At 68.9% G+C, this 20561-nt stretch carries 23 protein-coding genes; 17 read left to right on the plus strand and 6 right to left on the minus strand.

Going from position 1 to position 20561, the window contains the following annotated elements; all coding sequences use genetic code 11:
• Positions 1-100: 100 nt before the first annotated feature.
• On the minus strand, positions 101-853 hold the full coding sequence (locus CAL25_RS08525; protein WP_094799548.1) for a glutamine amidotransferase: 753 nt from the start codon (positions 851-853) through the stop codon (positions 101-103).
• 143 nt (positions 854-996) lie between these two features.
• Here CAL25_RS08525 and CAL25_RS08530 point away from each other — a divergent pair, with 143 nt between their 5' ends.
• From CAL25_RS08530 to CAL25_RS08540, 3 genes are read left to right on the plus strand one after another with little or no spacing between them, the layout of a single operon-like run.
• The gene (locus CAL25_RS08530; protein ID WP_094799549.1) at positions 997-1446 is read left to right on the plus strand and encodes an NfeD family protein; all 450 of its coding nucleotides are present in this window, start codon (positions 997-999) and stop codon (positions 1444-1446) included.
• A gap of 46 nt (positions 1447-1492) precedes the next feature.
• Positions 1493-2419 carry an SPFH domain-containing protein gene (locus CAL25_RS08535; RefSeq protein ID WP_094799550.1) on the plus strand — a complete coding sequence of 309 codons (927 nt, stop codon included), beginning with the start codon at positions 1493-1495 and terminating at the stop codon, positions 2417-2419.
• 49 nt (positions 2420-2468) lie between these two features.
• Positions 2469-3647, plus strand: coding sequence for a GGDEF domain-containing protein (locus CAL25_RS08540; protein WP_249278997.1), 1179 nt, complete (start codon positions 2469-2471; stop codon positions 3645-3647).
• Positions 3648-3725: 78 nt separating this feature from the next.
• Here CAL25_RS08540 and smpB read toward each other — a convergent pair whose 3' ends face one another.
• Complete coding sequence (smpB, locus tag CAL25_RS08545) at positions 3726-4190, minus strand: SsrA-binding protein SmpB (RefSeq protein ID WP_094799551.1); 465 nt, start codon at positions 4188-4190, stop codon at positions 3726-3728.
• A gap of 65 nt (positions 4191-4255) precedes the next feature.
• On the opposite strand from smpB, the gene CAL25_RS08550 reads away from it, so the two are divergent.
• The 7 genes from CAL25_RS08550 (at position 4256) to CAL25_RS08580 (ending at position 9829) form a co-directional block, all read left to right on the plus strand.
• Positions 4256-4690 (plus strand): type II toxin-antitoxin system RatA family toxin, encoded by a 435-nt coding sequence (locus CAL25_RS08550; RefSeq protein WP_094799552.1) that lies wholly within the window; start codon positions 4256-4258, stop codon positions 4688-4690.
• The gene (locus CAL25_RS08555; protein WP_094799553.1) at positions 4680-5021 is read left to right on the plus strand and encodes an RnfH family protein; all 342 of its coding nucleotides are present in this window, start codon (positions 4680-4682) and stop codon (positions 5019-5021) included. Before CAL25_RS08550 ends, CAL25_RS08555 begins: the two co-directional genes overlap by 11 nt.
• 213 nt (positions 5022-5234) lie before the next feature.
• Positions 5235-6389: an acyl-CoA dehydrogenase family protein gene (locus tag CAL25_RS08560; protein WP_094799554.1), complete on the plus strand. Its 1155-nt coding sequence runs from the start codon at positions 5235-5237 to the stop codon at positions 6387-6389.
• A complete protein-coding gene (locus CAL25_RS08565) occupies positions 6386-7564 on the plus strand; it encodes an enoyl-CoA hydratase/isomerase family protein (protein ID WP_094799555.1) in 1179 nt (392 codons plus the stop codon). Before CAL25_RS08560 ends, CAL25_RS08565 begins: the two co-directional genes overlap by 4 nt.
• Before the next feature lie 80 nt (positions 7565-7644).
• Positions 7645-8538, plus strand: coding sequence for a 3-hydroxyisobutyrate dehydrogenase (mmsB, locus tag CAL25_RS08570; protein WP_094799556.1), 894 nt, complete (start codon positions 7645-7647; stop codon positions 8536-8538).
• A gap of 93 nt (positions 8539-8631) precedes the next feature.
• Positions 8632-9069, plus strand: a complete 438-nt coding sequence (locus tag CAL25_RS08575; RefSeq protein ID WP_094799557.1) for a PaaI family thioesterase — start codon at positions 8632-8634, stop codon at positions 9067-9069.
• Between the two features lie 70 nt (positions 9070-9139).
• Positions 9140-9829 (plus strand): VIT1/CCC1 transporter family protein, encoded by a 690-nt coding sequence (locus tag CAL25_RS08580; protein ID WP_094799558.1) that lies wholly within the window; start codon positions 9140-9142, stop codon positions 9827-9829.
• A 54-nt stretch (positions 9830-9883) separates the two neighbouring features.
• On the opposite strand, the gene CAL25_RS08585 is transcribed toward CAL25_RS08580, so the two are convergent.
• Complete coding sequence (locus CAL25_RS08585) at positions 9884-10891, minus strand: YgfZ/GcvT domain-containing protein (protein ID WP_094799559.1); 1008 nt, start codon at positions 10889-10891, stop codon at positions 9884-9886.
• Between the two features lie 155 nt (positions 10892-11046).
• On the opposite strand from CAL25_RS08585, the gene mltG reads away from it, so the two are divergent.
• The 7 genes from mltG to CAL25_RS08620 all read left to right on the plus strand — a co-directional run bounded on the left by mltG (position 11047) and on the right by CAL25_RS08620 (position 18479).
• Positions 11047-12066 carry an endolytic transglycosylase MltG gene (gene mltG, locus CAL25_RS08590; RefSeq protein ID WP_094799560.1) on the plus strand — a complete coding sequence of 340 codons (1020 nt, stop codon included), beginning with the start codon at positions 11047-11049 and terminating at the stop codon, positions 12064-12066.
• On the plus strand, positions 12063-12710 hold the full coding sequence (gene tmk / locus CAL25_RS08595) for a dTMP kinase (RefSeq protein ID WP_094799561.1): 648 nt from the start codon (positions 12063-12065) through the stop codon (positions 12708-12710). Before mltG ends, tmk begins: the two co-directional genes overlap by 4 nt.
• Positions 12707-13762: a DNA polymerase III subunit delta' gene (gene holB / locus CAL25_RS08600; protein ID WP_094799562.1), complete on the plus strand. Its 1056-nt coding sequence runs from the start codon at positions 12707-12709 to the stop codon at positions 13760-13762. Before tmk ends, holB begins: the two co-directional genes overlap by 4 nt.
• A 46-nt stretch (positions 13763-13808) precedes the next feature.
• Entirely contained in the window at positions 13809-14579 is a 771-nt protein-coding gene (locus CAL25_RS08605) for a TatD family hydrolase (protein WP_094799563.1), read from the plus strand.
• A gap of 150 nt (positions 14580-14729) precedes the next feature.
• A complete protein-coding gene (locus tag CAL25_RS08610) occupies positions 14730-15587 on the plus strand; it encodes an ankyrin repeat domain-containing protein (protein WP_094799598.1) in 858 nt (285 codons plus the stop codon).
• A 115-nt stretch (positions 15588-15702) separates the two neighbouring features.
• Positions 15703-16848: a GGDEF domain-containing protein gene (locus CAL25_RS08615; protein ID WP_094799564.1), complete on the plus strand. Its 1146-nt coding sequence runs from the start codon at positions 15703-15705 to the stop codon at positions 16846-16848.
• A 341-nt stretch (positions 16849-17189) separates the two neighbouring features.
• Positions 17190-18479: a Glu/Leu/Phe/Val family dehydrogenase gene (locus tag CAL25_RS08620; RefSeq protein ID WP_094799565.1), complete on the plus strand. Its 1290-nt coding sequence runs from the start codon at positions 17190-17192 to the stop codon at positions 18477-18479.
• Between the two features lie 100 nt (positions 18480-18579).
• Here the strand turns inward: CAL25_RS08620 and CAL25_RS08625 are convergent, their stop codons facing one another.
• The 3 genes from CAL25_RS08625 to CAL25_RS24315 all read right to left on the minus strand — a co-directional run bounded on the left by CAL25_RS08625 (position 18580) and on the right by CAL25_RS24315 (position 20556).
• On the minus strand, positions 18580-19422 hold the full coding sequence (locus CAL25_RS08625; protein ID WP_094799566.1) for an RsiV family protein: 843 nt from the start codon (positions 19420-19422) through the stop codon (positions 18580-18582).
• 85 nt (positions 19423-19507) lie between these two features.
• Positions 19508-20284: a lipoate--protein ligase family protein gene (locus CAL25_RS08630; RefSeq protein WP_094799567.1), complete on the minus strand. Its 777-nt coding sequence runs from the start codon at positions 20282-20284 to the stop codon at positions 19508-19510.
• Entirely contained in the window at positions 20281-20556 is a 276-nt protein-coding gene (locus tag CAL25_RS24315; protein ID WP_094799568.1) for a biotin--protein ligase, read from the minus strand. Before CAL25_RS24315 ends, CAL25_RS08630 begins: the two co-directional genes overlap by 4 nt.
• Positions 20557-20561 lie beyond the last annotated feature (5 nt).

Here is a 20561-nt window from a genome sequence, read left to right on the forward strand (position 1 = left end):
TGAAAAAGCCTTGCCGGCATCTGCTGGCAAGGCTTTTTTCATGGCCGGGCGCCGGTCGCGCCCCGCGCGGGGCGGCCCGCGGCCGAATGCGGTCGCGGTCTCAGGCGGCGATGGCGTCGTCCTGGCGCATGGCATGCAGCGCCAGGAAGCGGCGTACCAGCGTCGCGGCCTGCGGCGTGTCGGTCACGCCCCGGTGCAGCGCGGCGGTATCGAGGCCTTCGCGGCCATACGGCTCGGCGTACTGCACGATGTGATCCGCCACGAAGGCCGGCTGGAACTCGGGATGGAACTGGGTGCTGTAGATGCGCGGACCGTAGCGCAGAATCTGATTCGGATCGAGCGCCGAGCGGGCCAGCGAGACGGCGCCCTCGGGCAGGCGCAGCACGGTCTGGGCGTGCATCATCTGCGCGTCGAAACGGTCGGGCAGGCCGGCGAGCAGCAGGTCGGCGCCGGCCTCCTGGGCGAGATCGATGGGCATGGTGCCCAGCTCGCGGCCGGCCGGGTTGTAGCCGACCTCGCCGCCGAGCGCGTGCGCGAGCAGCTGATGGCCGTAGCAGATGCCGAACATCGGCAGGTCGGCGCGTGCCGCATCGCGCAGCCACTGGGCGCAGGTTTCGCTCCAGGGTTCGAGATCGGTGACCATGGCGGGCGAGCCGGTGAGCAGCGCGGCGCGGTACTGCCCGGGCGCGCGCGGCTGCTCGCCTTCCCAGACCCGCACGATCTCGACCTCGCCCGCCGACAGGCCCGCGGCCAGCCGCAGCATCTCGCCGTAACCACCGTATTGGCTGGCCAGGTCCGGCGCGGGATCGCCGGTGTGCAGAATCAGGACGGGCAGGGCGGGAACGGAGCTCATGGTGTCGAGTGAAACGCAATGTGGGAGCCGCGCGGCGCGCGGAGAGTCTGCATGATACCGCCACCGTGGCGCTGTCATCGGCGAGGGCGGCGAAAGCCCGTACAATTCGTTAAAGACCGAGGTCTGTACAGGGGGTCGTCAGCATGTGGTTCTGGTTCGGCATGGCAGCGCTCGCGCTTATCGGCGAGCTGAGTTCCGGCACTTTCTATCTGCTCCTGGTGGCACTGGGCATGCTCGCGGGCGGCCTGGCAGCCTGGGGCGGTCTCGATCTGCAGTGGCAGATCCTCATCTGCGCGGGCGTCTCCCTGGTGGGCCTGCTCGTGCTGCGCCGCTCCGGCGTGCTCAAGAAGCGCGAGGTCGACGCCGAAGGCAATGCCGACGTCAACCTCGACATCGGGCAGCCCGTCGACGTGCAGAACTGGTCCGCCGACGGCGATGCGCGCGTCTGGTACCGCGGCGCGCACTGGCAGGCGCGGCTGGCCGAAGGGGCGCCGCGCGTCAGTGGCGCGCATCGCATCACCGCGGTGCGGGGCTCCGTGCTGGTCCTCACGCCGCGCAACGACGCGCCGGCCGGCGCGCCCGCGGCGCGCTGAGACTCATGCGCGGGCAGCGGGCCCGCGCAATTCTTCTGGAGTGAATATGCTGGATATTTCTACCATCGTCTTGCTTGTGGTGCTGCTGCTGGCGCTGATCATCATCGTCAAGGCCATCGCCATCGTGCCGCAGCAGCACGCCTGGGTGGTCGAGCGTCTGGGCAAGTTCGATCGCGTGCTGTCGCCGGGCGCGGGCTTCGTGATCCCCTTCATCGAACGCGTGGCCTACAAGCACTCGCTCAAGGAAATCCCGCTCGACGTGCCGAGCCAGGTCTGCATCACGCGTGACAACACGCAATTGCAGGTCGACGGCGTGCTGTACTTCCAGGTCACCGACCCGATGCGCGCCTCGTACGGCTCGTCGAACTACATCCTGGCCATCACCCAGCTGTCGCAGACCACGCTGCGCTCGGTGATCGGCAAGCTCGAACTCGACCGCACCTTCGAAGAGCGCGAGTTCATCAACAGCACCATCGTCGCCTCGCTCGACGAGGCCGCGCTCAACTGGGGCGTGAAGGTGTTGCGCTACGAGATCAAGGATCTCACCCCGCCCAACGAAATCCTGCGCGCGATGCAGGCGCAGATCACGGCCGAGCGCGAGAAGCGCGCGCTGATCGCCGCCTCCGAGGGCCGCCGCCAGGAGCAGATCAACATCGCCACCGGCGAACGCGAAGCGGCGATCGCCCGCTCCGAAGGTGAAAAGCAGGCGCAGATCAACAAGGCCCAGGGCGAGGCCGCCGCGGTGGTGGCGATCGCCGAGGCCAATGCCCGCGCCATCGCGCAGGTCGGCGAAGCGGTCAAGCTGCCGGGCGGCATGGAGGCGGTCAACCTGAAGGTCGCCGAGCAGTATGTCGATGCCTTCGCCAAGGTGGCCAAGGAAGGCAATACGCTCATCGTGCCCTCGACCCTCTCCGACATGGGCGGGCTCGTGGCATCGGCCATGTCCATCGTCAAATCCACCCGCACGCCCTGATTCCATCCTTGCGCATACGGCGCCGCTGCCCCGGGGGTGGCGGCGCCGTATGCGCACTCACGCCATGCTGGCACCGGTCAATCTGCTCCTCATCACCGCGCTCGCGGCCTTCATCGCGCTCTGCGTGCTGGGGTCGTTGGCACGCAGCGGTATCGCCGGCATTCGCGCGGCGCTCTGGTCCAATGTCCTGACGATCGTGGCGCTGGTCGCCTTCACCGGCCAGACGCGTCAGGATGGCTGGTGGTTGTCGATCATGGTGGCCAACCTGCTGATGAGCGGGGGCATCTGCCTGTTCTACGCGGGCTTCCGCCAGTTTCTCGGGCTGGCGGTGCCGTGGCGCCGGCTCGGGCTGGGCCTCGCGCTGCTGATGGGCACGCTGTTCTTCTTCACCTACGTGCACTGGAACCTCGCCGCGCGCATCGTGGCGGCGTCCGGTCTGCACCTGGTGATCCTGGCGTCCCTGGGCTATCAGATCTGGTCGCTCGAGCGTAAGCGGGGCTGGCGCTACAGCGAGGTGTTCACGCTCGCGCTCATGGTGACGGCGGTGATCGGCCATGCGGTGCGCATGGTGGTGTATGGCGCCGACCTCGAACAGTCGGTGGTGATGATGTCGCCCACCTTCTGGAACGTGCTGTTCCTGTCGCTGGGCGTGCTCGTGATGCCGAGCCTCACGCTGGGCTTCATCCTGATGATCCACGATCGCATGCTGGCCGAGCGCGAGCGCGAGGCCAACATTGATTTTCTGACGGGCGTGCTGTCGCGCAAGGCCTGGTGGGGCGAGGTGCAGCGCCTGGGCGCGCATTCGCGCCGTGGCCGCGCCTCGGTCGCCGTGCTGGTCCTCGATATCGATAACTTCAAGCGCATCAACGACAGCTGTGGCCACGCCGGTGGCGACGCGGTGCTGCGCCACTTCGCCACGCTGGCCGCGACGGCGCTGCGTGCGAGCGATGTGCTGGGACGCCTGGGCGGAGAAGAGTTCGTGGTGGCGATGCCGGGCACGTCGCTGCAGGACGCCCGGCTGGCGGCCGAGCGCCTGCTCGCGGCGGTGGCGGCCGTGCCGTGCCGCCATGGCGAGCATGTCGTGAGCTACACCTTCAGCGCGGGCATTGCGCGCTGGGACGACGAGCAGAGCCTGGCCGACGTGATCGAGCGCGCCGACCGCGCGCTGTATGCGGCCAAGCAGGGCGGCCGTAACCGCGTGGTGATGGATACCAGCGTCCCGGTGTAGCGTGCGCGCTGCGCACGCCCAGGGCGCAGGGGGGCACCACCCCCGCGCACAGGGGCGGGGGCAGGGCGTGGGCCGGGTTCAGTCGCGCGGCTTGCTGCGGGTGTCGTGTTTCATGACGCGCTCGCGTTCGCGCTGCCAGTCTTTTTCGCGGGCGGTGTCGCGCTTGTCGTACAGCTTCTTGCCGCGGCCGAGCGCGAAGTCCAGCTTGATGCGGCCGTTTTTGTAGTGCAGATTGAGGGGAACCAGCGTGAAGCCGCGCTGTTCGACCTTGCCGATCAGCTTGCTGATTTCTTCGCTGTGCAGCAGCAACTTGCGCGTGCGCACGGCGTCGGGATGGATGTGTGTCGAGGCCGTGGGCAGCGGGCTGACGTGCATGCCCAGCAGGAACAACTCGCCATCGCGTACGATGACGTAGCTCTCCTTGAGCTGCACGCGTCCTTCGCGGATCGCCTTGACCTCCCAGCCTTCCAGGACCAGGCCGGCCTCAAAGCGATCTTCGATGAAATAGTCGTGCGTGGCCTTGCGGTTTTCGATGATGCTCATAGACGCAATGAATGGGGCGCGCGATACCGGTAAAATCTTGCCATTCTAGCCATTTGCGATAGCCGATGCACAAAGTCCAACGTTCCGTCCTCGTGCCCTACAGCGACGCCCAGATGTTTCAGCTGGTGGCCGATGTCGATAAATACCCGGAATTCATGCCCTGGTGTGGTGGTGCCGAGATCCAGTCGCGTGACGAACACGGCATGCAGGCCTCGGTGACGATCAGTTTTGCCGGGCTGAAGCAGCGTTTTACCACGCGCAACACCCACGACTTCCCGCGCCGCATCGACCTCGAGCTGGTCGATGGGCCGTTCTCGATGCTGGTGGGGCACTGGGAATTCCAGCCGCTCGCCGAAGATGCCTGCAAGGTGCTGTTCACCATGGAGTACGCGTTCTCGAACCGCGCGCTCGAGATGGTGGTGGGGCCGGTGTTCAACCGGATTGCCAGCAGTTTCATCGAGTCGTTCACCAAGCGGGCAGGGCAGGTGTATGGCGAGTGAGCCTGGCCACATCGCCGTGAGCGTCTGCTATGCGCGGGCGCACGATGTGTGGTCGCGCGAGCTGCGCCTGCCGGCCGGCGCCACGCTGGCGCGGGCGCTCGCCGAAAGCGGCTTCGCGCAGGCCTTCCCTGGGGTCGACGCGCTGGCCCACGGCGTGGGCGTGCTCGGTCAGCTGCGGGGGCCCGAGACCGTGCTGGCCGATGGCGACCGGGTCGAGATCTACCGCGCGCTAAGCTTCGATCCCAAGGAGTCGCGACGCCGGCGCGACGCCCACCGCCGCGCCACGGCGGCCGCCAAGGGCGGTCGCACCCGTCCGGCCGGGCTGCTGTAGCCACCGGTTCTCGCCGCTTAATTCGTCCCTGATTTTTGTCCGTGGGCGCCGCCCCGATTGTCTTGCGCAAGACAGCCGGCCGGCGGCGTACGCCGTAACATCGGCGTCGCGGTCTTACGTTTACGTCAACGTCATGCCAGAATGGGCATGCGACGGTTCACGAGGCCGCAGCAATCCCATAAGACCATACCGACAATAATCAGGAGACGGGCTTTGGATCTCGAACTCACCGAAGAACAACGGGCGTTCGCCCAGGCCGCGCGCGACTACGCGCAGGGCGAGCTCGCGCCGCACGCGGCGCGCTGGGACGCCGAGGGCATCTTCCCGCGCGAGGCCTTCGCCCGCGCCGGCGCGCTCGGATTCTGCGCGATCTATGCCAGCGAAGAGATCGGCGGCCTGGGCCTGCCCCGGCTCGACGCCACGCTGGTGTTCGAAGAAATGGCGGCGGTGGACCCGTCGACCACGGCATTCCTCACCATTCACAACATGGTCACCTGGATGATCGGTGAATGGGCCAAGCCCGAGGTGCGGGCGCATTGGGGCCCGCTGCTGGCGAGCGGCGAGAAGCTCGCCTCCTACTGTCTCACCGAACCGGGCGCTGGCTCCGATGCGGGCTCGCTCTCGACCCGCGCCGAACGCGATGGCGACAGCTACGTGCTCAACGGCGCCAAGGCGTTCATCTCGGGCGGGGGCGACACCGATCTGCTGCTCGTGATGGCGCGCACCGGCGGCGCGGGCGCGGGCGGGATCAGCGCCTTCGCGGTGCCGGCCGACAGCGCCGGCATCACGTACGGCCGCAAGGAAGAGAAGATGGGCTGGAACAGCCAGTCCACCCGGCCCATCACCTTCGAGAACGTGCGCGTGCCGGCCGACCACCTGCTGGGCCAGGAAGGCGAGGGCTTCAAGTTCGCCATGAAAGGCCTGGACGGCGGCCGCATCAACATCGGCACCTGCTCGGTGGGCGCCGCGCAGGGCGCGCTCGATGCCGCGCGCCGCTACATGGACGAGCGGCGCCAGTTCAATCGCAAGCTCTCGGAGTTCCAGGCGCTGCAGTTCAAGCTGGCCGACATGGCGACGCATCTCGTGGCGGCGCGCCAGATGGTGCGGCTGGCGGCGTGCAAGCTCGACGCGGGCTCGCCCGACGCGGGCACCTACTGCGCGATGGCCAAGCGCTTCGCCACGGACATGGGGTTTCAGATCTGCCTCGACGCCCAGCAGATACACGGCGGCTATGGGTATTTGCGGGACTACCCGCTGGAGCGCCTTGTGCGCGATACTCGTGTCCATCAGATACTCGAGGGCACCAACGAGATCATGCGAGTGATCGTTGCGCGTCAGTTGTTGGAGAAAGGAGCAGATATACGATGACTTCCCCTGTGTTGTTCGAAGAACGGATCGCCGATAACGGCTCGCGCATCGGCGTGGCCACCCTCAATGCCCCGCAGACGCTCAATGGCCTGTCGCTCGAGATGGTCGACCTGCTCGATGAGCGCCTGCAACGCTGGGCGGTGGATCCGGCCGTGGCGCTGGTGATTCTGCAAGGGGCGGGCGACCGCGCCTTCTGCGCCGGTGGCGATCTGCAAGGGCTGTATCGCAGCATGAAAGAGCATCAGGGCGAGGGGCCCTGGGCCAATGCCTACGCCCGCAGGTTCTTCGAGCACGAGTACCGCCTCGACTATCGCATTCACGCGTTTCCCAAGCCCATCCTGTGCTGGGGCAGCGGCATCGTGATGGGCGGCGGCATGGGGCTGATGATGGGGGCGAGCCATCGCGTGGTCAGCGAGACCACGCGCATGGCCATGCCCGAGATCACGATCGGCCTGTTTCCGGACGTGGGGGGCAGCTGGCTGCTCAACCGCATGCCCGGCCGCACCGGCCTGTTTCTGGCGCTGACCGGCGCTAACCTGAATGGCTCCGACGCGTTCTATGCCGGCATGGCGGATTTCCGCCTCGATACGGCGCGCTGGGACGATTTCAACGAGGCCCTGCTGCACGAGCCCTGGGCGGCCCAGCCGGGCGGCCCGGGCACGGGCAATATCGCGCCGCGTTCGATCAACGACGGCCTGCTACGCCAGGTCTTGCTGGCGCATGAGCCGTCCGCGCCGCTCGAGCCGGGTCCGCTGCGTCACAACGCGTTCCTGGTCAACAGCGTGGCCGGCAGCAATCGCCTCGAAGAAGTGTATGAAGAGATCGCCGAGCTGAAGGATCACGCCGATCCCTGGCTGGCGCGTGCCGCCCAGACCATGCTGGCCGGCTCGCCCGGCTCGGCGCGCCTGGCGTTCGCGCTGCAGAACCGCCTGCGTCTGCGCTCGCTCGAGGACGTGTTCCGCGCGGAATACGTGGCCGCGCTCGTCGCGACCTCTTACGGCGACTTTCAGGAAGGCATCCGCGCGCTGCTGATCGACAAGGACAAGCGCCCGCGCTGGCATCCGGCCACGCTCGAAGACGCGACCGATGCCTGGGTGCAGCAGTTCTTCGTCGAGCCCTGGCCCGAAGGCACGGAGCATCCGCTCGAAGACCTCGGTCGCGCGGAGCTCGGCTGACGGGCGCCATCCGCGCGACAGCGCACAAAACATAAAAGCGCGGCGCATCCGTGCCGGCGCACCACTTGGAGACGAGCATCATGAGCAGTATTGCATTCATCGGGCTGGGCAACATGGGGGCGCCGATGGCCTTGAACCTGCTGAAGGCGGGCCACGCGGTCACGGTATTCGACCTGGTGCCCGCCGCGGTCAAGACGCTGACCGACGCCGGGGCGCGCGCCGCCGCGTCGGCCGATGCCGCCGTGGCCGGTGTGGAAGTCGTGATCACCATGCTTCCGGCCAGCCGCCATGTCGAAGGGCTCTACCTAGAACACGATCTGCTCGGCAAGATCGCCACCGGCACGCTGGTCATCGACTGCAGCACGATCGCGCCGGACGCCGCCCGCAAGGTGGCCGCGGCGGCCGAGGCGCGTGGCATTCCGATGATCGACGCCCCGGTATCGGGCGGCACCGGCGGCGCGGCCGCCGGCACGCTGACCTTCATCGTGGGCGGCCCCGAGCAGGCGCTGGCGCGGGCGCGGCCCGTGCTCGAGAACATGGGCAAGAACATCTTTCACGCCGGTGCCGCCGGCGCCGGGCAGGTCGCCAAGATTTGCAACAACATGCTGCTCGGGATCCTGATGGCAGGCACGTCCGAGGCGCTGGCGCTGGGCGTGGCCAATGACCTCGACCCGAAGGTGCTGTCGGACATCATCGCCAAGAGCTCGGGCCGCAACTGGGCCACCGAGCTCTACAACCCCTGGCCGGGCGTGATGGAACACGCGCCCGCATCCAAGGGCTACGCCGGCGGCTTCGGCGTGGACCTGATGCTCAAGGACCTGGGGCTGGCCGCCGAGGCCGCGCTCGACAGCCGGGCGTCGATCCCGCTGGGCGAGCTGGCGCGCAACCTGTATGCGCTGCACAGCAAGGGCGGCAGCGGCCGCCTCGACTTCTCCAGCATCGTCAACCTCTACGCCGACGACGCGTCGCGTTGAGCGCCTGCGCCGCGGCTCCGGGGCGCCCGGGCCGCGGGCGGGTCACCGCCGCGCGCCGGCCGCGCCCGGCCCGGCACCCATCACACGGCTTCCATGACTTCCGCTGAATCCCACGACGAGGTCCGCGCACGCGTGCAGGCCAGCTTCGACCGCCAGAGCATCATGCATCTGATCGGCGCACGGCTGGGCGACGTGACGCCCGGACAGGTCACGATCGAGCTGCCTTACCGGGCCGACCTCTGCCAGCAGAATGGTTATCTGCACGCGGGCATTTCCACCACCATCGCGGACAGCGCCGGCGGCTACGCGGCCTACAGCCTGTTTGCGCCGGGCGAGGACGTGCTGAGCTCGGAGTTCAAGATGAACTTCCTGGCGCCGGCGGGCGGCGAGCGTTTCGTGGCGCAGGGCCGCGTGCTCAAGGAAGGCAGGCGCCTGCAGGTCTGCCAGGTCGAGATGCACGCCTGGCGCGGCGCCGAGGCCACGCTGTGCCTGGTCGGCCTGCTGACCACGGTACGCGTGACGCCGCGCTGAGCATGGCGGCGTGCCGGCGCCGCTCTTATACTCCGGACGCAGCCGCCGTGGCTGTCTGAAGGGGCTAGGCATGCCGCCACCCGATCATCACCGAATCAATCGCGCGGGCTGGCTGCGCGCGGCCGTGCTGGGTGCCAACGATGGCATCGTGTCCACGGCGAGCCTGATCGCCGGCGTCGCGGCGGCCCAGGCCAGCCATGAAGCCATTCTCACCTCGGGCGTGGCCGCGCTGGTGGCCGGTGCGCTGTCGATGGCCGCCGGGGAATACGTGTCGGTGCAATCGCAGCTCGACATCGAAGAGGCCGACCTGCGCATCGAGAGCGCGGCCCTGAAAGCGAATTCCGGCGAGGAGCTCGACGAGCTCGCGTTGATCTACATGAAGCGTGGCGTGGCGCCGGATGTGGCGCGCACGGTGGCGCGGCAACTGACCGCGCATGATGCGCTGGGCGCGCATGCCCGTGACGAGCTGGGCATTTCGCCGCATAACCGCGCGCGGCCGGTCCAGGCGGCGCTGGCCTCGGCGTGCTCGTTCGCGTCGGGGGCGGCCTTGCCGCTCTTGCTGTCGGTGCTGGCACCGCTCAGCGTGCTGATCCCGGTGGTGATGGTGGGATCGGTGATCGGTCTGGGGGCGCTGGGCGCGATCGCGGCGCGGACCGGCGGCGCGCCCATGGGGCGCGCGGCGTTGCGGGTAACCGTGCTGGGCGCACTCGCCATCGCGCTGACGGCCGGCGTGGGCGCGCTGTTCGACGTGTCGGTGTAGCGCGGGGTCCGCCGGGCACGGCCGGCCCGCATTCAGGCCGGCCGTGTGCCTGTGTCAGGACGCGTCGGGCTCGATCGGATAGGGCAGCGCGGCCACGGTGATCGCCGGACCGTCGGGGGCGCCCAGATGCAGGGCGCCGGCGGGCAGGCTGGCCAGCGTGGTTTCGAACAGCACCGCGACATGCCGGCCCAGCGCCGCCGCGTCGACCACGCGGCCGCAGGGTTCGTTGGGCTGGGTGGCATCGTACACATCGGTGCCGGCGGCCACGGGGCCGCCGTCGGCCAGCGTGCCATAGGCCATGCGGCGCTTGACCGTGCCGCGGTAATGGCTGCGCGCCACCACTTCCTGGCCGGGATAACAGCCCTTGCGGAAGTTCACGCCACCGATCAGATCCAGGTTGACCGTCTGGGGGATGAAGACATCCTGCGTGGCCTGGGCGATCCAGGGCAGCCCGGCCGCGAGGTCGGCGGCGCGCCAGCTGTCTTCGTCGGTGCGGCCGAGCAGGGCGGCCAGCGCGGCGCCGTGGCTGTCGAACTGCGCGGCGGTGGCGATCCACCACCAGCGGCGCTGGGTGTCGGCCGACGGGGCACCGATCCAGGTGCCGCTGGGCAGCTCGGCGCGTTGCCACGGCACATGCGGCAGATCTCCGCCCGCGGCCGCCGCCAGGGCCTCGACCTGCGCCGGCGCGGCGGTGACGCCGCCGGCCTGCAGATCGGCGCTGGAGAGCTTAGCCTTGGCCCGCAGCACGAACATGCCCAGGCGCTTGATGAGCGCATCGGCCAGATCGTCGCGCACCAGCGCGTGGAGCTGCGGACCCTCGGGGTCGTCGGTCTGGGTGGCGCGCCACGCCACCATGGTGGCGAGCAGACGGCCCTTGGCGGTGCAGTACCCGGCCAGCGCGGCGGCCTCGGGCTTGAGCCCGGTGATGTCCTGCGTGACCTGGCCGTGCAGGAAGGCGAGCGCGTCGCTGCCCGCGGCGGTGATCACGCGGAAGCCGGCGAGCGGCGCGCAGGTGGGCGAACCTTCGCGCGCGGGGGGAATCGAATTTAAGAATGCGTGCATGGACGGAAGGCGCCGGTTTGACCCGCGCCCCAGAGTGGTTGCGACTGCTGTTCATGATACCCGCCACGGCGGGCGCGGCGTCGCAAGTCCGTGTCACCAACAGGGACGGATGACACGGCGGCGTCGCGTCCGATCCATTACACTCTCGCTCACTTATGATGAAACGCTTCCGCTTTTTCGTTCTGCTGACGTTGTTGCTGGCCGTTCTGGCGGGCGCCGTCGCCGCAGGCGGGGCCTGGTATTGGATGCACCGGCCCATGCACCTGGCCGCCGACCGCGTCGACTTCGTGGTCGATCCGGGCGCCAGCCCGCGCGTGATCGCCCGCACCCTGAATTCGGCCGGGGTGCCCGTCTGGGAGCCCGGGTTCGTCTGGATGGCGCGCCTGTCCGAGCAGGACAAGCTGATCAAGGCCGGCGGTTATCAGGCCATCAACGGCGATACCCCCTGGCTGCTGCTGCAGCGCATGGCGCGCGGCGATATGTCGCAGCGCACGCTGACGCTGCTCGAGGGCTGGAACTTCCGTCAGATCCGGGCCGCGCTGGCCGCGCACCCCGACATCAAACAGACGCTCGAGGGCGTGAGCGACGAAGCGCTGATGGAGCGCCTCGGGTCCGATATCAAACATCCCGAGGGCATGTTCTTCCCGGACACCTATGTCTTCACGCCGGGCAGCACCGATTACGACATCCTGCGCCGGGCCTACCACGAAGGGCAGCGGGTGCTGGCCGATATCTGGGCCCAGCGTGCGCCCGATCTGCCGCTGGCCACGCCCTACGAGGCGCTCATCATGGCGTCCATCGTCGAGAAAGAAACCGGCCATGGCCCGGAGCGCGCGCGCGTCTCGGGCGTGTTCGCCAACCGGCTGCGCCTGGGCATGCTGCTGCAGACCGATCCCACCGTGATCTACGGCATGGGCGAGGCGTACCAGGGCCGCATCCGCAAGCGCGATCTGCAGACCGACACGCCCTGGAATACCTACACCCGTCCGGGCCTGCCGCCCACGCCGATCGCGGCGTCGGGCCGGGCCGCGCTGCTGGCGGCGGTGCAGCCCGAAAAACACAAGTTCATCTTTTTCGTGTCGCGCGGCAACGGCACCAGCGAGTTCTCGGTGAGTCTGGCCGAGCACAACCGCAACGTCGCCCGCTACATCCTGGGACAAGGGCAGAATCAATGACCCAACGAGGACGCTTCATCACGCTCGAAGGCGTCGATGGCGCCGGCAAGAGCACGCACATCGCGTGGCTGGTCGAGACCCTGCGTGCGCGCGGCCTGGAGGTCGTGTCCACGCGCGAGCCCGGCGGCACGCCGCTGGGCGAAAAGCTGCGCGAGCTGGTGCTCAACGAGCCCATGGGCCTGGACACCGAAACCCTGCTCATGTTCGCGGCCCGTACCGAACATCTGCGCCAGGTGATCGCGCCGGCCCTGGCGCGCGGCGCCTGGGTGGTGTGCGATCGCTATACCGACGCGACCTACGCCTATCAGGGCGGCGGCCGCGAACTCGGCGCGGCGCGCATCGCCGTGCTCGAACAATGGATGCAACCGCCGCTCGCGCCGGACCGCACCTGGCTGTTCGATGTGCCGCTCGAGGTCGCGCGTGCCCGCATGACGGCCGCGCGCACGCCGGACCGTTTCGAACGCGAGCAGCAGGCGTTCTTCGAGCGCACCCGTGCAGCCTATCAGGCGCGCGCGGGCGCCGACGCCGCCCGCATCCACGTGATCGACGCGAGCCAGTCGCTCGAGCAGGTGCGCGCCGCGCTGGCGGCCGACGTCGAGGCCTTTCTGCGTGAGGCGGGCGTGCCCGCCGCGTCCGCGGCATGAGTCTGGCGCAATTTCTTCCGTGGCACGAGGCCACCGCGCGTGCGTGGCTCGGCCATCGTGAACGCTTCGCGCATGCCTGGCTGATCCACGGCGCCGCGGGGATCGGCAAGCTCGATTTCGCCGCCGCCGCGGCCGCCAGCCTGCTGTGCGAGTCGCCGCGCGATGGCCTGGCCTGCGGCGCCTGTATCGCCTGTGGCTGGGTCAAGAGCGGCAACCATCCCGACCTGCGCCGCATCCGGCCCGAGGCCGTGGCGCTCGAGGAGGGCGCGGACGCCGCTCCCGACAGCGAGGACGGCGCCGAGGCGGCGCCGACCGGCGCGAGCAAGCGCGCGCCTTCCAAGGAAATCCGGATCGACCAGATCCGGTCGCTGGAGTCGTGGTTCAACACCGCGACTCACCGCGGTGGCTATCGCGTGGCCTTGTTGTACCCGGCGCAGGCCCTGAACATCATCTCGGCCAATGCCTTGCTCAAGGTGCTGGAAGAGCCGCCGCCGAATACGGTGTTTCTGCTGGTGATCGAGGCGCCCGACCGGCTCCTGCCCACGCTCGTGTCGCGTTGCCGCCGCCTGCCGCTGGCCGCCCCCGCGCCCGACGTGGCCCTGGCGTGGCTGCGCGAGCAGGGCGTGCGTCCCGCGGAGGGCTGGCTGGCCGCCGCGGGCGGCGCGCCGCTGGGCGCGCTGCGCCTGGCGCAGCAGGGCGACAGCCCGGTGCCCGCCTGGCTCACGCAGCTCACCGAGCCGCTGGCCGCCGGGCGACAGCCCGATGTGGGCAGCCTGGCGGAGGCCGTCGAGAAGCTGCCCGCGGCCGAGTGGCTGGACGCGTTGCAACGCTTCTATACCGATCTGATGCTGGCCGCGAGCGGCGCGCCGGTGCGCTATTTTCCGGCGCTGGCGGGCGATGTCGGCGCGATCGGCAAGCGCGTGCGCGCGGCCCAGGTGGCCGATGCCGCGCAGTGGCTGACGAAGCAGCGCCGCCTTGCCTCGCATCCGCTCAATGCCAAGCTCTTCGCCCACGCGACGCTGCAGCGCGTGGTGCTATCCTGCCAGGGTTGAGAGACCCCGGCCCGGGCGCATTCCGGGCCGATTTTTGTTGAAGTCCATGTACGTCGATTCGCACTGTCATCTGAATTTTCCCGAGCTCGCCGGCGACCTGCCTGGCGTGCTCGACCGCATGCGCGCCAATCAGGTCACGCATGCGCTCGTGGTGAGCGTGAACATGCCCGAGTGGCCGGGGCTGATCGAGCTCGTCGAGCCGCACGGCAATCTTTGGGCCTCGGTCGGGGTCCATCCCGATTACGAAGACACGCCCGATCCCGAGCCCGAGGAGCTGGTGCGCCTCGCGCGGCATCCCAAGGTCGTGGCGATCGGCGAGACGGGCCTCGACTACTACCGCCTGAGCGAGCCGCTCGATTGGCAGCGCGCGCGTTTTCGCCGCCACATCCGCGCCGCGCGCGAAACCGGGCTGCCGCTCATCGTCCACACGCGTTCGTCGGCCGAAGACACGGTCAAGATCCTCAAGGAAGAGGGCGCGGACGAGGTGGGTGGCGTGATGCACTGTTTCACCGAGTCGTGGGAGATCGCGCAGGCCGCGATGGACCTGAACTTTCATATCTCGTTGTCGGGTATCGTCACTTTCAAGAACGCCGCCGTGGTGCACGAGGTCGCGACCAACATGCCGCTCGACCGCCTGCTGATCGAAACGGATTCGCCTTATCTGGCGCCGGTGCCTTACCGGGGCAAGCTCAACGACCCGGCCAAGGTGATCCACGTGGCCGAGAAGATCGCCGATCTGAAGGGTCTGTCGGTCGCGGAAGTGGCGCAGGCCTCCACCGAGAATTTCTTCAAACTGTTCAGCAAGATCGAGCGCTGAGGGGCCTGCCGCGGGCCGGCGCCGAATCATGATGGCTGCGGGCGCAACGATCGCGCCCCACGAGGAGGGAGCATGAGCAAGCACAATCGCAACGCCGAATCACGCCGCCCGGGTGGCCGCGGTCGTTCCTGGCTGGCGGCCTTGCCGCTGATGCTGGCGCTCGCCGTGCCCGGCGCGGCGCTCACCGTGGCGCCGCCCCCGGCCCACGCCGCTGCCGACATGAGCAACTGGTGGGTGTACGTGACGAACGATCGCGCGGACGACCTGAAGAAGCTGCTGGCGCAGGGCGCCGATCCCAACACGCGGCATCGCACCGGCCAGCCCACGATCATGCGTGCGGTCGCCGAAGGCGCCTGGGAGGTGTTCGATGTGCTGGCCGCCGATCGGCGCACCGACCTCAACATCGAGAACCCGGCCGGCGAGACGCCGCTCATGTATCTGGCCATCGCCGGCGACACCCGGCGTGCCGAGGCGCTGATCGCGCGCGGCGCGCAGGTCAATCGCCTGGGCTGGACGCCGCTCGCGTATGCCGCCTCCAAGGGCAACGTCGACACGGCGCGCATGCTGCTGCGCCACAAGGCCATGGTCAATGCGCCGTCGGGCGAGGGCCGCACGCCGCTCATGATGGCCGCGCTGTCCGGCAATCGCGACATGGTGCAGTTGCTGCTGGATGCGGGCGCCGATCCGACCACGACCGATCAGCAGGGCCGCTCGGCCGCCGATTGGGCGCTGGCCGGCAAATCCGAAAGCCTGTCGGAAGAGCTCAAGCGCATTGCCGACAAGACATGGAAAGAGCGGGACGCGCAGCGCGCGGCGGGCGCGAGTCTGCCGTCGGCCCCGGCCGCGCCGAGCGCGCCTTCCTTGCCGTCGGCGCCGTCCATGCCGTCTGCCCCGGCGGCGGGCGGTCCTGCAACGGGTACGCCAGCCATGCCGTCCGCTCCCGCTGCGCCCGCGACCAATGGCTCGGGCGTGCAGGGCGTGCAGGGCGTGAACCTCAACCGCTACTGAACGCGTCGCGGTCGTACCCCCGGCCTGCGCCACGCGGTGATCGGCCAGGCTTGCCGCCGCGGACGTCTTTCTTCGACCCTCCCGCCGCTCGCGCGCGGCGTCTTCGCACGTGCCCATGATCGGTGCTGAAGTCCGTGTCACGCTGTCCCTGATCGCGCCCGCGCTGCTGGTGGTGTTCGGTCTGGCGTTTTTCGGCCTCTGGTATGGCTTCCGGCGTCGTGCCCATCTGCTGCATCTGGCCGCCGCCTGCCTGCTGTTCGCGCTGGGGGCGGCGTCGCAGGTGCTCTACATCCCGCGCGACACGGGCCTCAATGCCGTCGTCTCCGCGACGCTGTATGCCGTTGCCGCCAGCCTGGTCGCCCAGAGCCTGCTGCTGCGCGCGGGACGCCCGCTGCCGTGGTGGGTCTATGCCCTGTTCTGCGGCGCCCTGGTCGGCGTCCTGGCCTACTTCTTCTATATCGATCGCAATCTGCTCGCCCGCGTATACCTGCTCAACGGCGGGCTGGGCGCGCTGTTCTGCGTCACCGCGCTGCGCATGCGCGGCGCGCGCAGCCGCCGCAGGATCGATCGCGCGCTGTTCGCCATCGTGCTGGTCTTCGGGCTGCACTTCCTGCCGCGCACGCTGCTCAGCCTGGGCCGCCGCGCGCCCGAAGGCCCGCTGGCGTTCGCGGACTCGCGCTTCTGGCAGCTCACGCAGCTGTCGCTGGCGGTCTTCAGCGTGGGCCTGGCCATCGCGCTGCTGGCGGCGGTCGCGGCGGACGCGCTCGACGACGCCCGCCGCGAGGGCGACACCGATTGGCTGACCGGGCTCCTGAACCGCCGTGGGTTCGACGCGCGGCTCGCACCGGCCCGAGCCGGCGTGCCCGCGCCGGCGACGTGCGCCCTGGTGCTGTGCGACGTGGACGACTTCAAGCGGATCAACGACGTCTACGGCCATGACGGCGGCGACGCGGTGCTGAAGGACGTGGCGCGCGCGCTGGAAGGCGCCACACAGCCGGGCGACCTGCTCGGCCGCATCGGCGGCGAGGAGTTCGCAGTGCTGTTGCCGGGTGCCGGCATCGACGACGCGCTGGCGCGCGCGGAACGTCTGCGCGACGCGGTCGCCCGTCAGGTGCGCACGCCCGATGGCGCGTCCCCCGTCACGCTCAGCGCCGGCGTGGCCGTGGCCGGGGCGGAGGAGGCCTGGGAGGTCTTGTACCGGCGTGCCGATGCCCAGCTGTACGCGGCCAAGCGCGGCGGCAAGAACCGCGTCGCGGCCTGAGCGCGGCCGAATCGGAAGGGGCCGGCGCGGCGGGAAAGGAGCGGGAGGGCAGAAGCGAAACGGACGCAGCGGAAGGGCCGTCTCTTGATCTGGACGCGAGTCCGAGGGTGGTCTGACACAGGTCTGGACGCGGCAACGGATGGCGTCGTAGCATGAGCGATCACAGGGCGTCCGATGCAGGCGCCGCGCAAGGCGGGGAGGGGCGGGTGGCGAGCGGTGGGCCAGCCCGCGGGACGGGGTAGTCAGGTATATGTCCCTATTAAATATATTTTTATATTAATAGGGGACGTACTACTTTTATCCGTAAAATGGCGCAAATTCAGTGAGGAGCGTCGCTCAAAATGTCGCAACAACCCGCCCATCCTTTGCCTTCGTATCTGGACCCTCAGCATCTCGGCCCCTGGGGCATCTACCTGCAGCAGGTGGATCGCGTCACGCCGTATCTGGGATCGCTGGCCCGCTGGGTCGAAACCCTCAAGCGCCCCAAGCGTACGCTGATCGTCGACGTGCCCATCGAGCTCGATAACGGCACGGTCGCGCACTACGAAGGCTACCGCGTCCAGCACAACACCTCGCGCGGTCCCGGCAAGGGCGGTGTGCGTTTCCACCAGGATGTCACGCTCTCCGAAGTGATGGCGCTGGCGGCCTGGATGTCGATCAAGAACGCGGCGGTCAACCTGCCGTATGGCGGCGCCAAGGGCGGCGTGCGGCTCGATCCGCGCAACCTCTCCCAATCCGAGATCGAGCGCGTCACGCGCCGCTACACCTCGGAAATCGGCGTCATCATCGGACCGTCGAAAGACATTCCCGCGCCCGACGTGAACACCAACGCCCAGACCATGGCCTGGATGATGGACACGTATTCGATGAACGAAGGCGCGACCGCGACCGGCGTCGTCACCGGCAAGCCGATCGCGCTGGGCGGCAGCCTGGGCCGTGTCGAAGCGACCGGCCGCGGCGTGTTCGTGGTGGCCTGCGAAGCCGCGCGCGACCAGGGCGTGCCCGTCGAGGGCGCCCGCGTCGTGGTGCAGGGCTTCGGCAACGTGGGTGGCACCGCCGCCCGCCTGTTCCATGAAGCCGGCGCCAAGGTCATCGCGGCGCAGGATCACACCGGCACCGTGCACAATGCCAATGGCCTGGACGTGCATCGTCTGCTGGCCCACGTTTCGCGCACCGGCGGTGTGGGCGGCTTCGGCGAAGCCGAGGCAATCGATGCCGAGACCTTCTGGCACCTCGAAACCGAATTCCTGATCCCGGCCGCGCTCGAAGGCCAGATCACCAAGGCCAACGCGTCGCAGGTGCGCGCCAAGATCCTGGTCGAAGGCGCCAACGGCCCGACGACCCCCGAGGCCGACGACATCCTGCGCGAAAACGGCGTGTACGTCGTGCCCGACGTGCTGGCCAACGCCGGCGGCGTGACCGTCAGCTACTTCGAATGGGTGCAGGATTTCTCGATGTTCTTCTGGAGCGAAGAAGAGATCAATCAGCGCCTCGAGCGCCTGATGCGCGAAGCCTATTCGTCGGTCGCCCTGGTCGCCCGCGAGCACAACATCACGCTGCGCACCGCCGCGTTCGTGGTGGCGTGCACCCGCATCCTGCAGGCGCGCCAGGTGCGCGGTCTGTACCCCTGATACACAAGGTCGGAGCGGGCGCCGCGAGGTGCCCGTGAATGGCAGGAGACAGCAAAAAGCCCACGGCTCGCCGTGGGCTTTTTGCATGCCGAGGGCCGGGTCAACCGCGCGGCAGGAACTCCGGTTTGAGCACGCCGCGCAACTGGTCGTAGGGGATCAGCAGCTCGGGTTCGCCGTGGGAGTAGGGCGCGATCGAATAGGCGTCGTACTTGATGACCATGCCTTTCTCGGTGAGCGCGTAGTTCTCGCTGGGCTGGAACGGCCACATGCGATCGTAGGCGGCGCGGTCGCGCTTTGCGTCTTCGTTGGTGCCGAGCCAGCGCTGATGGGCGCTCTTGAGCAGCGCGTCGAACTCGGGTTTGCGGCCCGGGATGAACAGGGCGTCGAGCGGGACCACGCTGTTGGTGGCGACCTGCCAGTTGAGGAAGACCGTGGCCGGGATGCCGTGCGCGGCGCCGGTGAAGTACTGGGCGGTGTGCAGCTCGACGGCGATCACGCCGGCCTGGACGTCGCGCACCTGGGCCTTGAAATACGTGGTGTCGCGGCCTTGCGCGTTGCGCCAGAAATACTGCACGAAGGTCGAGAGCGAGTCGTATTGGCCGCGCAGGTTTTCGTCGACGCCGGTGAGGCTGGCGAGCACACGGTCGACCAGCTTGGTCAGTTGCGGGATGTCGGGAAACGCGACGCTGTCGATCTCGATGCGTGGGCATTCACCGCTGCACTCGGGCTTGACGCCTTTCCATTCGATCCGCTCGGTGCGCAGATTGCCCACCTGCACCGCACGGCCGCCGGCCGGCAAGGCCGCGTTGGCGGAGCCGGCTTGCGCGCCGCCGGGCGGCAGGCTGATGTCGGCCGGGGGCGAGCTGGCGCAGCCGGCGAGGGCGGCGAGCGCGGTGGCGGCGGCGAGCGTGCGCCACGAGGTCAGGGTAAGCGTGCCGGGCATGTAACGACGACTCCTTGCAACAGATGACAGGGCGCTCGCGATCACGCGCGCGCCCTGGGACAGACTCCGCGGGCAGCGGGAAAGTTCAGGGCACGAGGCCGATCCAGTCTTCGGTGGCGAACTTCTCGCGCACCTGCTGCTCGGCCTTGGCCAGGGTGTCCTGCGACAGCGTGGCCGGGGTCACGTGGCACATGCCGCTGAAGGTCTGCAGCATGCGTTCGATGATGACGTCGCGGGCCAGACCGGTCTGGCTGCGCAGCGGATCGACGCGCTTCTTGGCGCTGGTGGTGCCCTTGTCGGAGAGTTTTTCGCGGCCGATGCGCAGCACCTCGACCATCTTGTCGGCATCGATGTCATACGACATCGTCACGTGGTGCAGCACGGCTTTGGAGCGGCGCGCCTGCGCGGCGCCGCCGATCTTGCCGCCGTCGGACGTGATGTCGTTGAGCGGCTGGTACCAGGCCTTGATGCCGAGCTCGTGCAGTGCCTTGATCACCCAGCTGTCGAGGAACTCATACGAGTCTTGGAAGCTCATGCCCTGCACCAGCGCTTCGGGCACCGACAGCGAATACGTGATGGTGTTGCCGGGTTCGACGAACATCGCGCCGCCGCCGCTCACGCGGCGCACGACTTCGACGCCATGGCGGCGCGCGCCTTCAGGGTCGACCTCATTCTTGAGGGATTGGAAACGGCCGATCACCACCGCGGGCGCGGCCCACTCCCAGATCCGCAGCGTGGGCGGCCGCAGGCCGGCGCCGACTTCGTCGGTGATGACCGCGTCCAATGCCATGTGCAGCATCGGCGTGAGCGGACCCGGGTGGATCAGTTGCCACTCGTAGTCGTTCCAGGCGGTGTGGCTCATGCGAGCGCCCTCCGCACGACGACGGCGACGGCCTCGGCCGAAAAGCCGAACAGCTCGGCGTCGGCGGGCAGGGCGCGCGTGACCGCCGCGGCGATGTCGGCTTCGCTGGCCTGGGCCGGCAGGCCGGTCAGCGCGCGGTTGATCGCGTCGATCGCCTCGGGCGGTTCGAGAAAGAAATCGCCGGAGAGCCGGACCTCGGCGAGGCGGCCGTCGGCCACCGCCAGATCCACCACCACCAGCTTGCCGCCGGGGACCTTGTATTCGCCATGCATGGCAC

Origin of the sequence: Bordetella genomosp. 5 (genome assembly GCF_002261315.1) — a bacterium.
Classification (GTDB): Bacteria; Pseudomonadota; Gammaproteobacteria; order Burkholderiales; family Burkholderiaceae_B; genus Bordetella.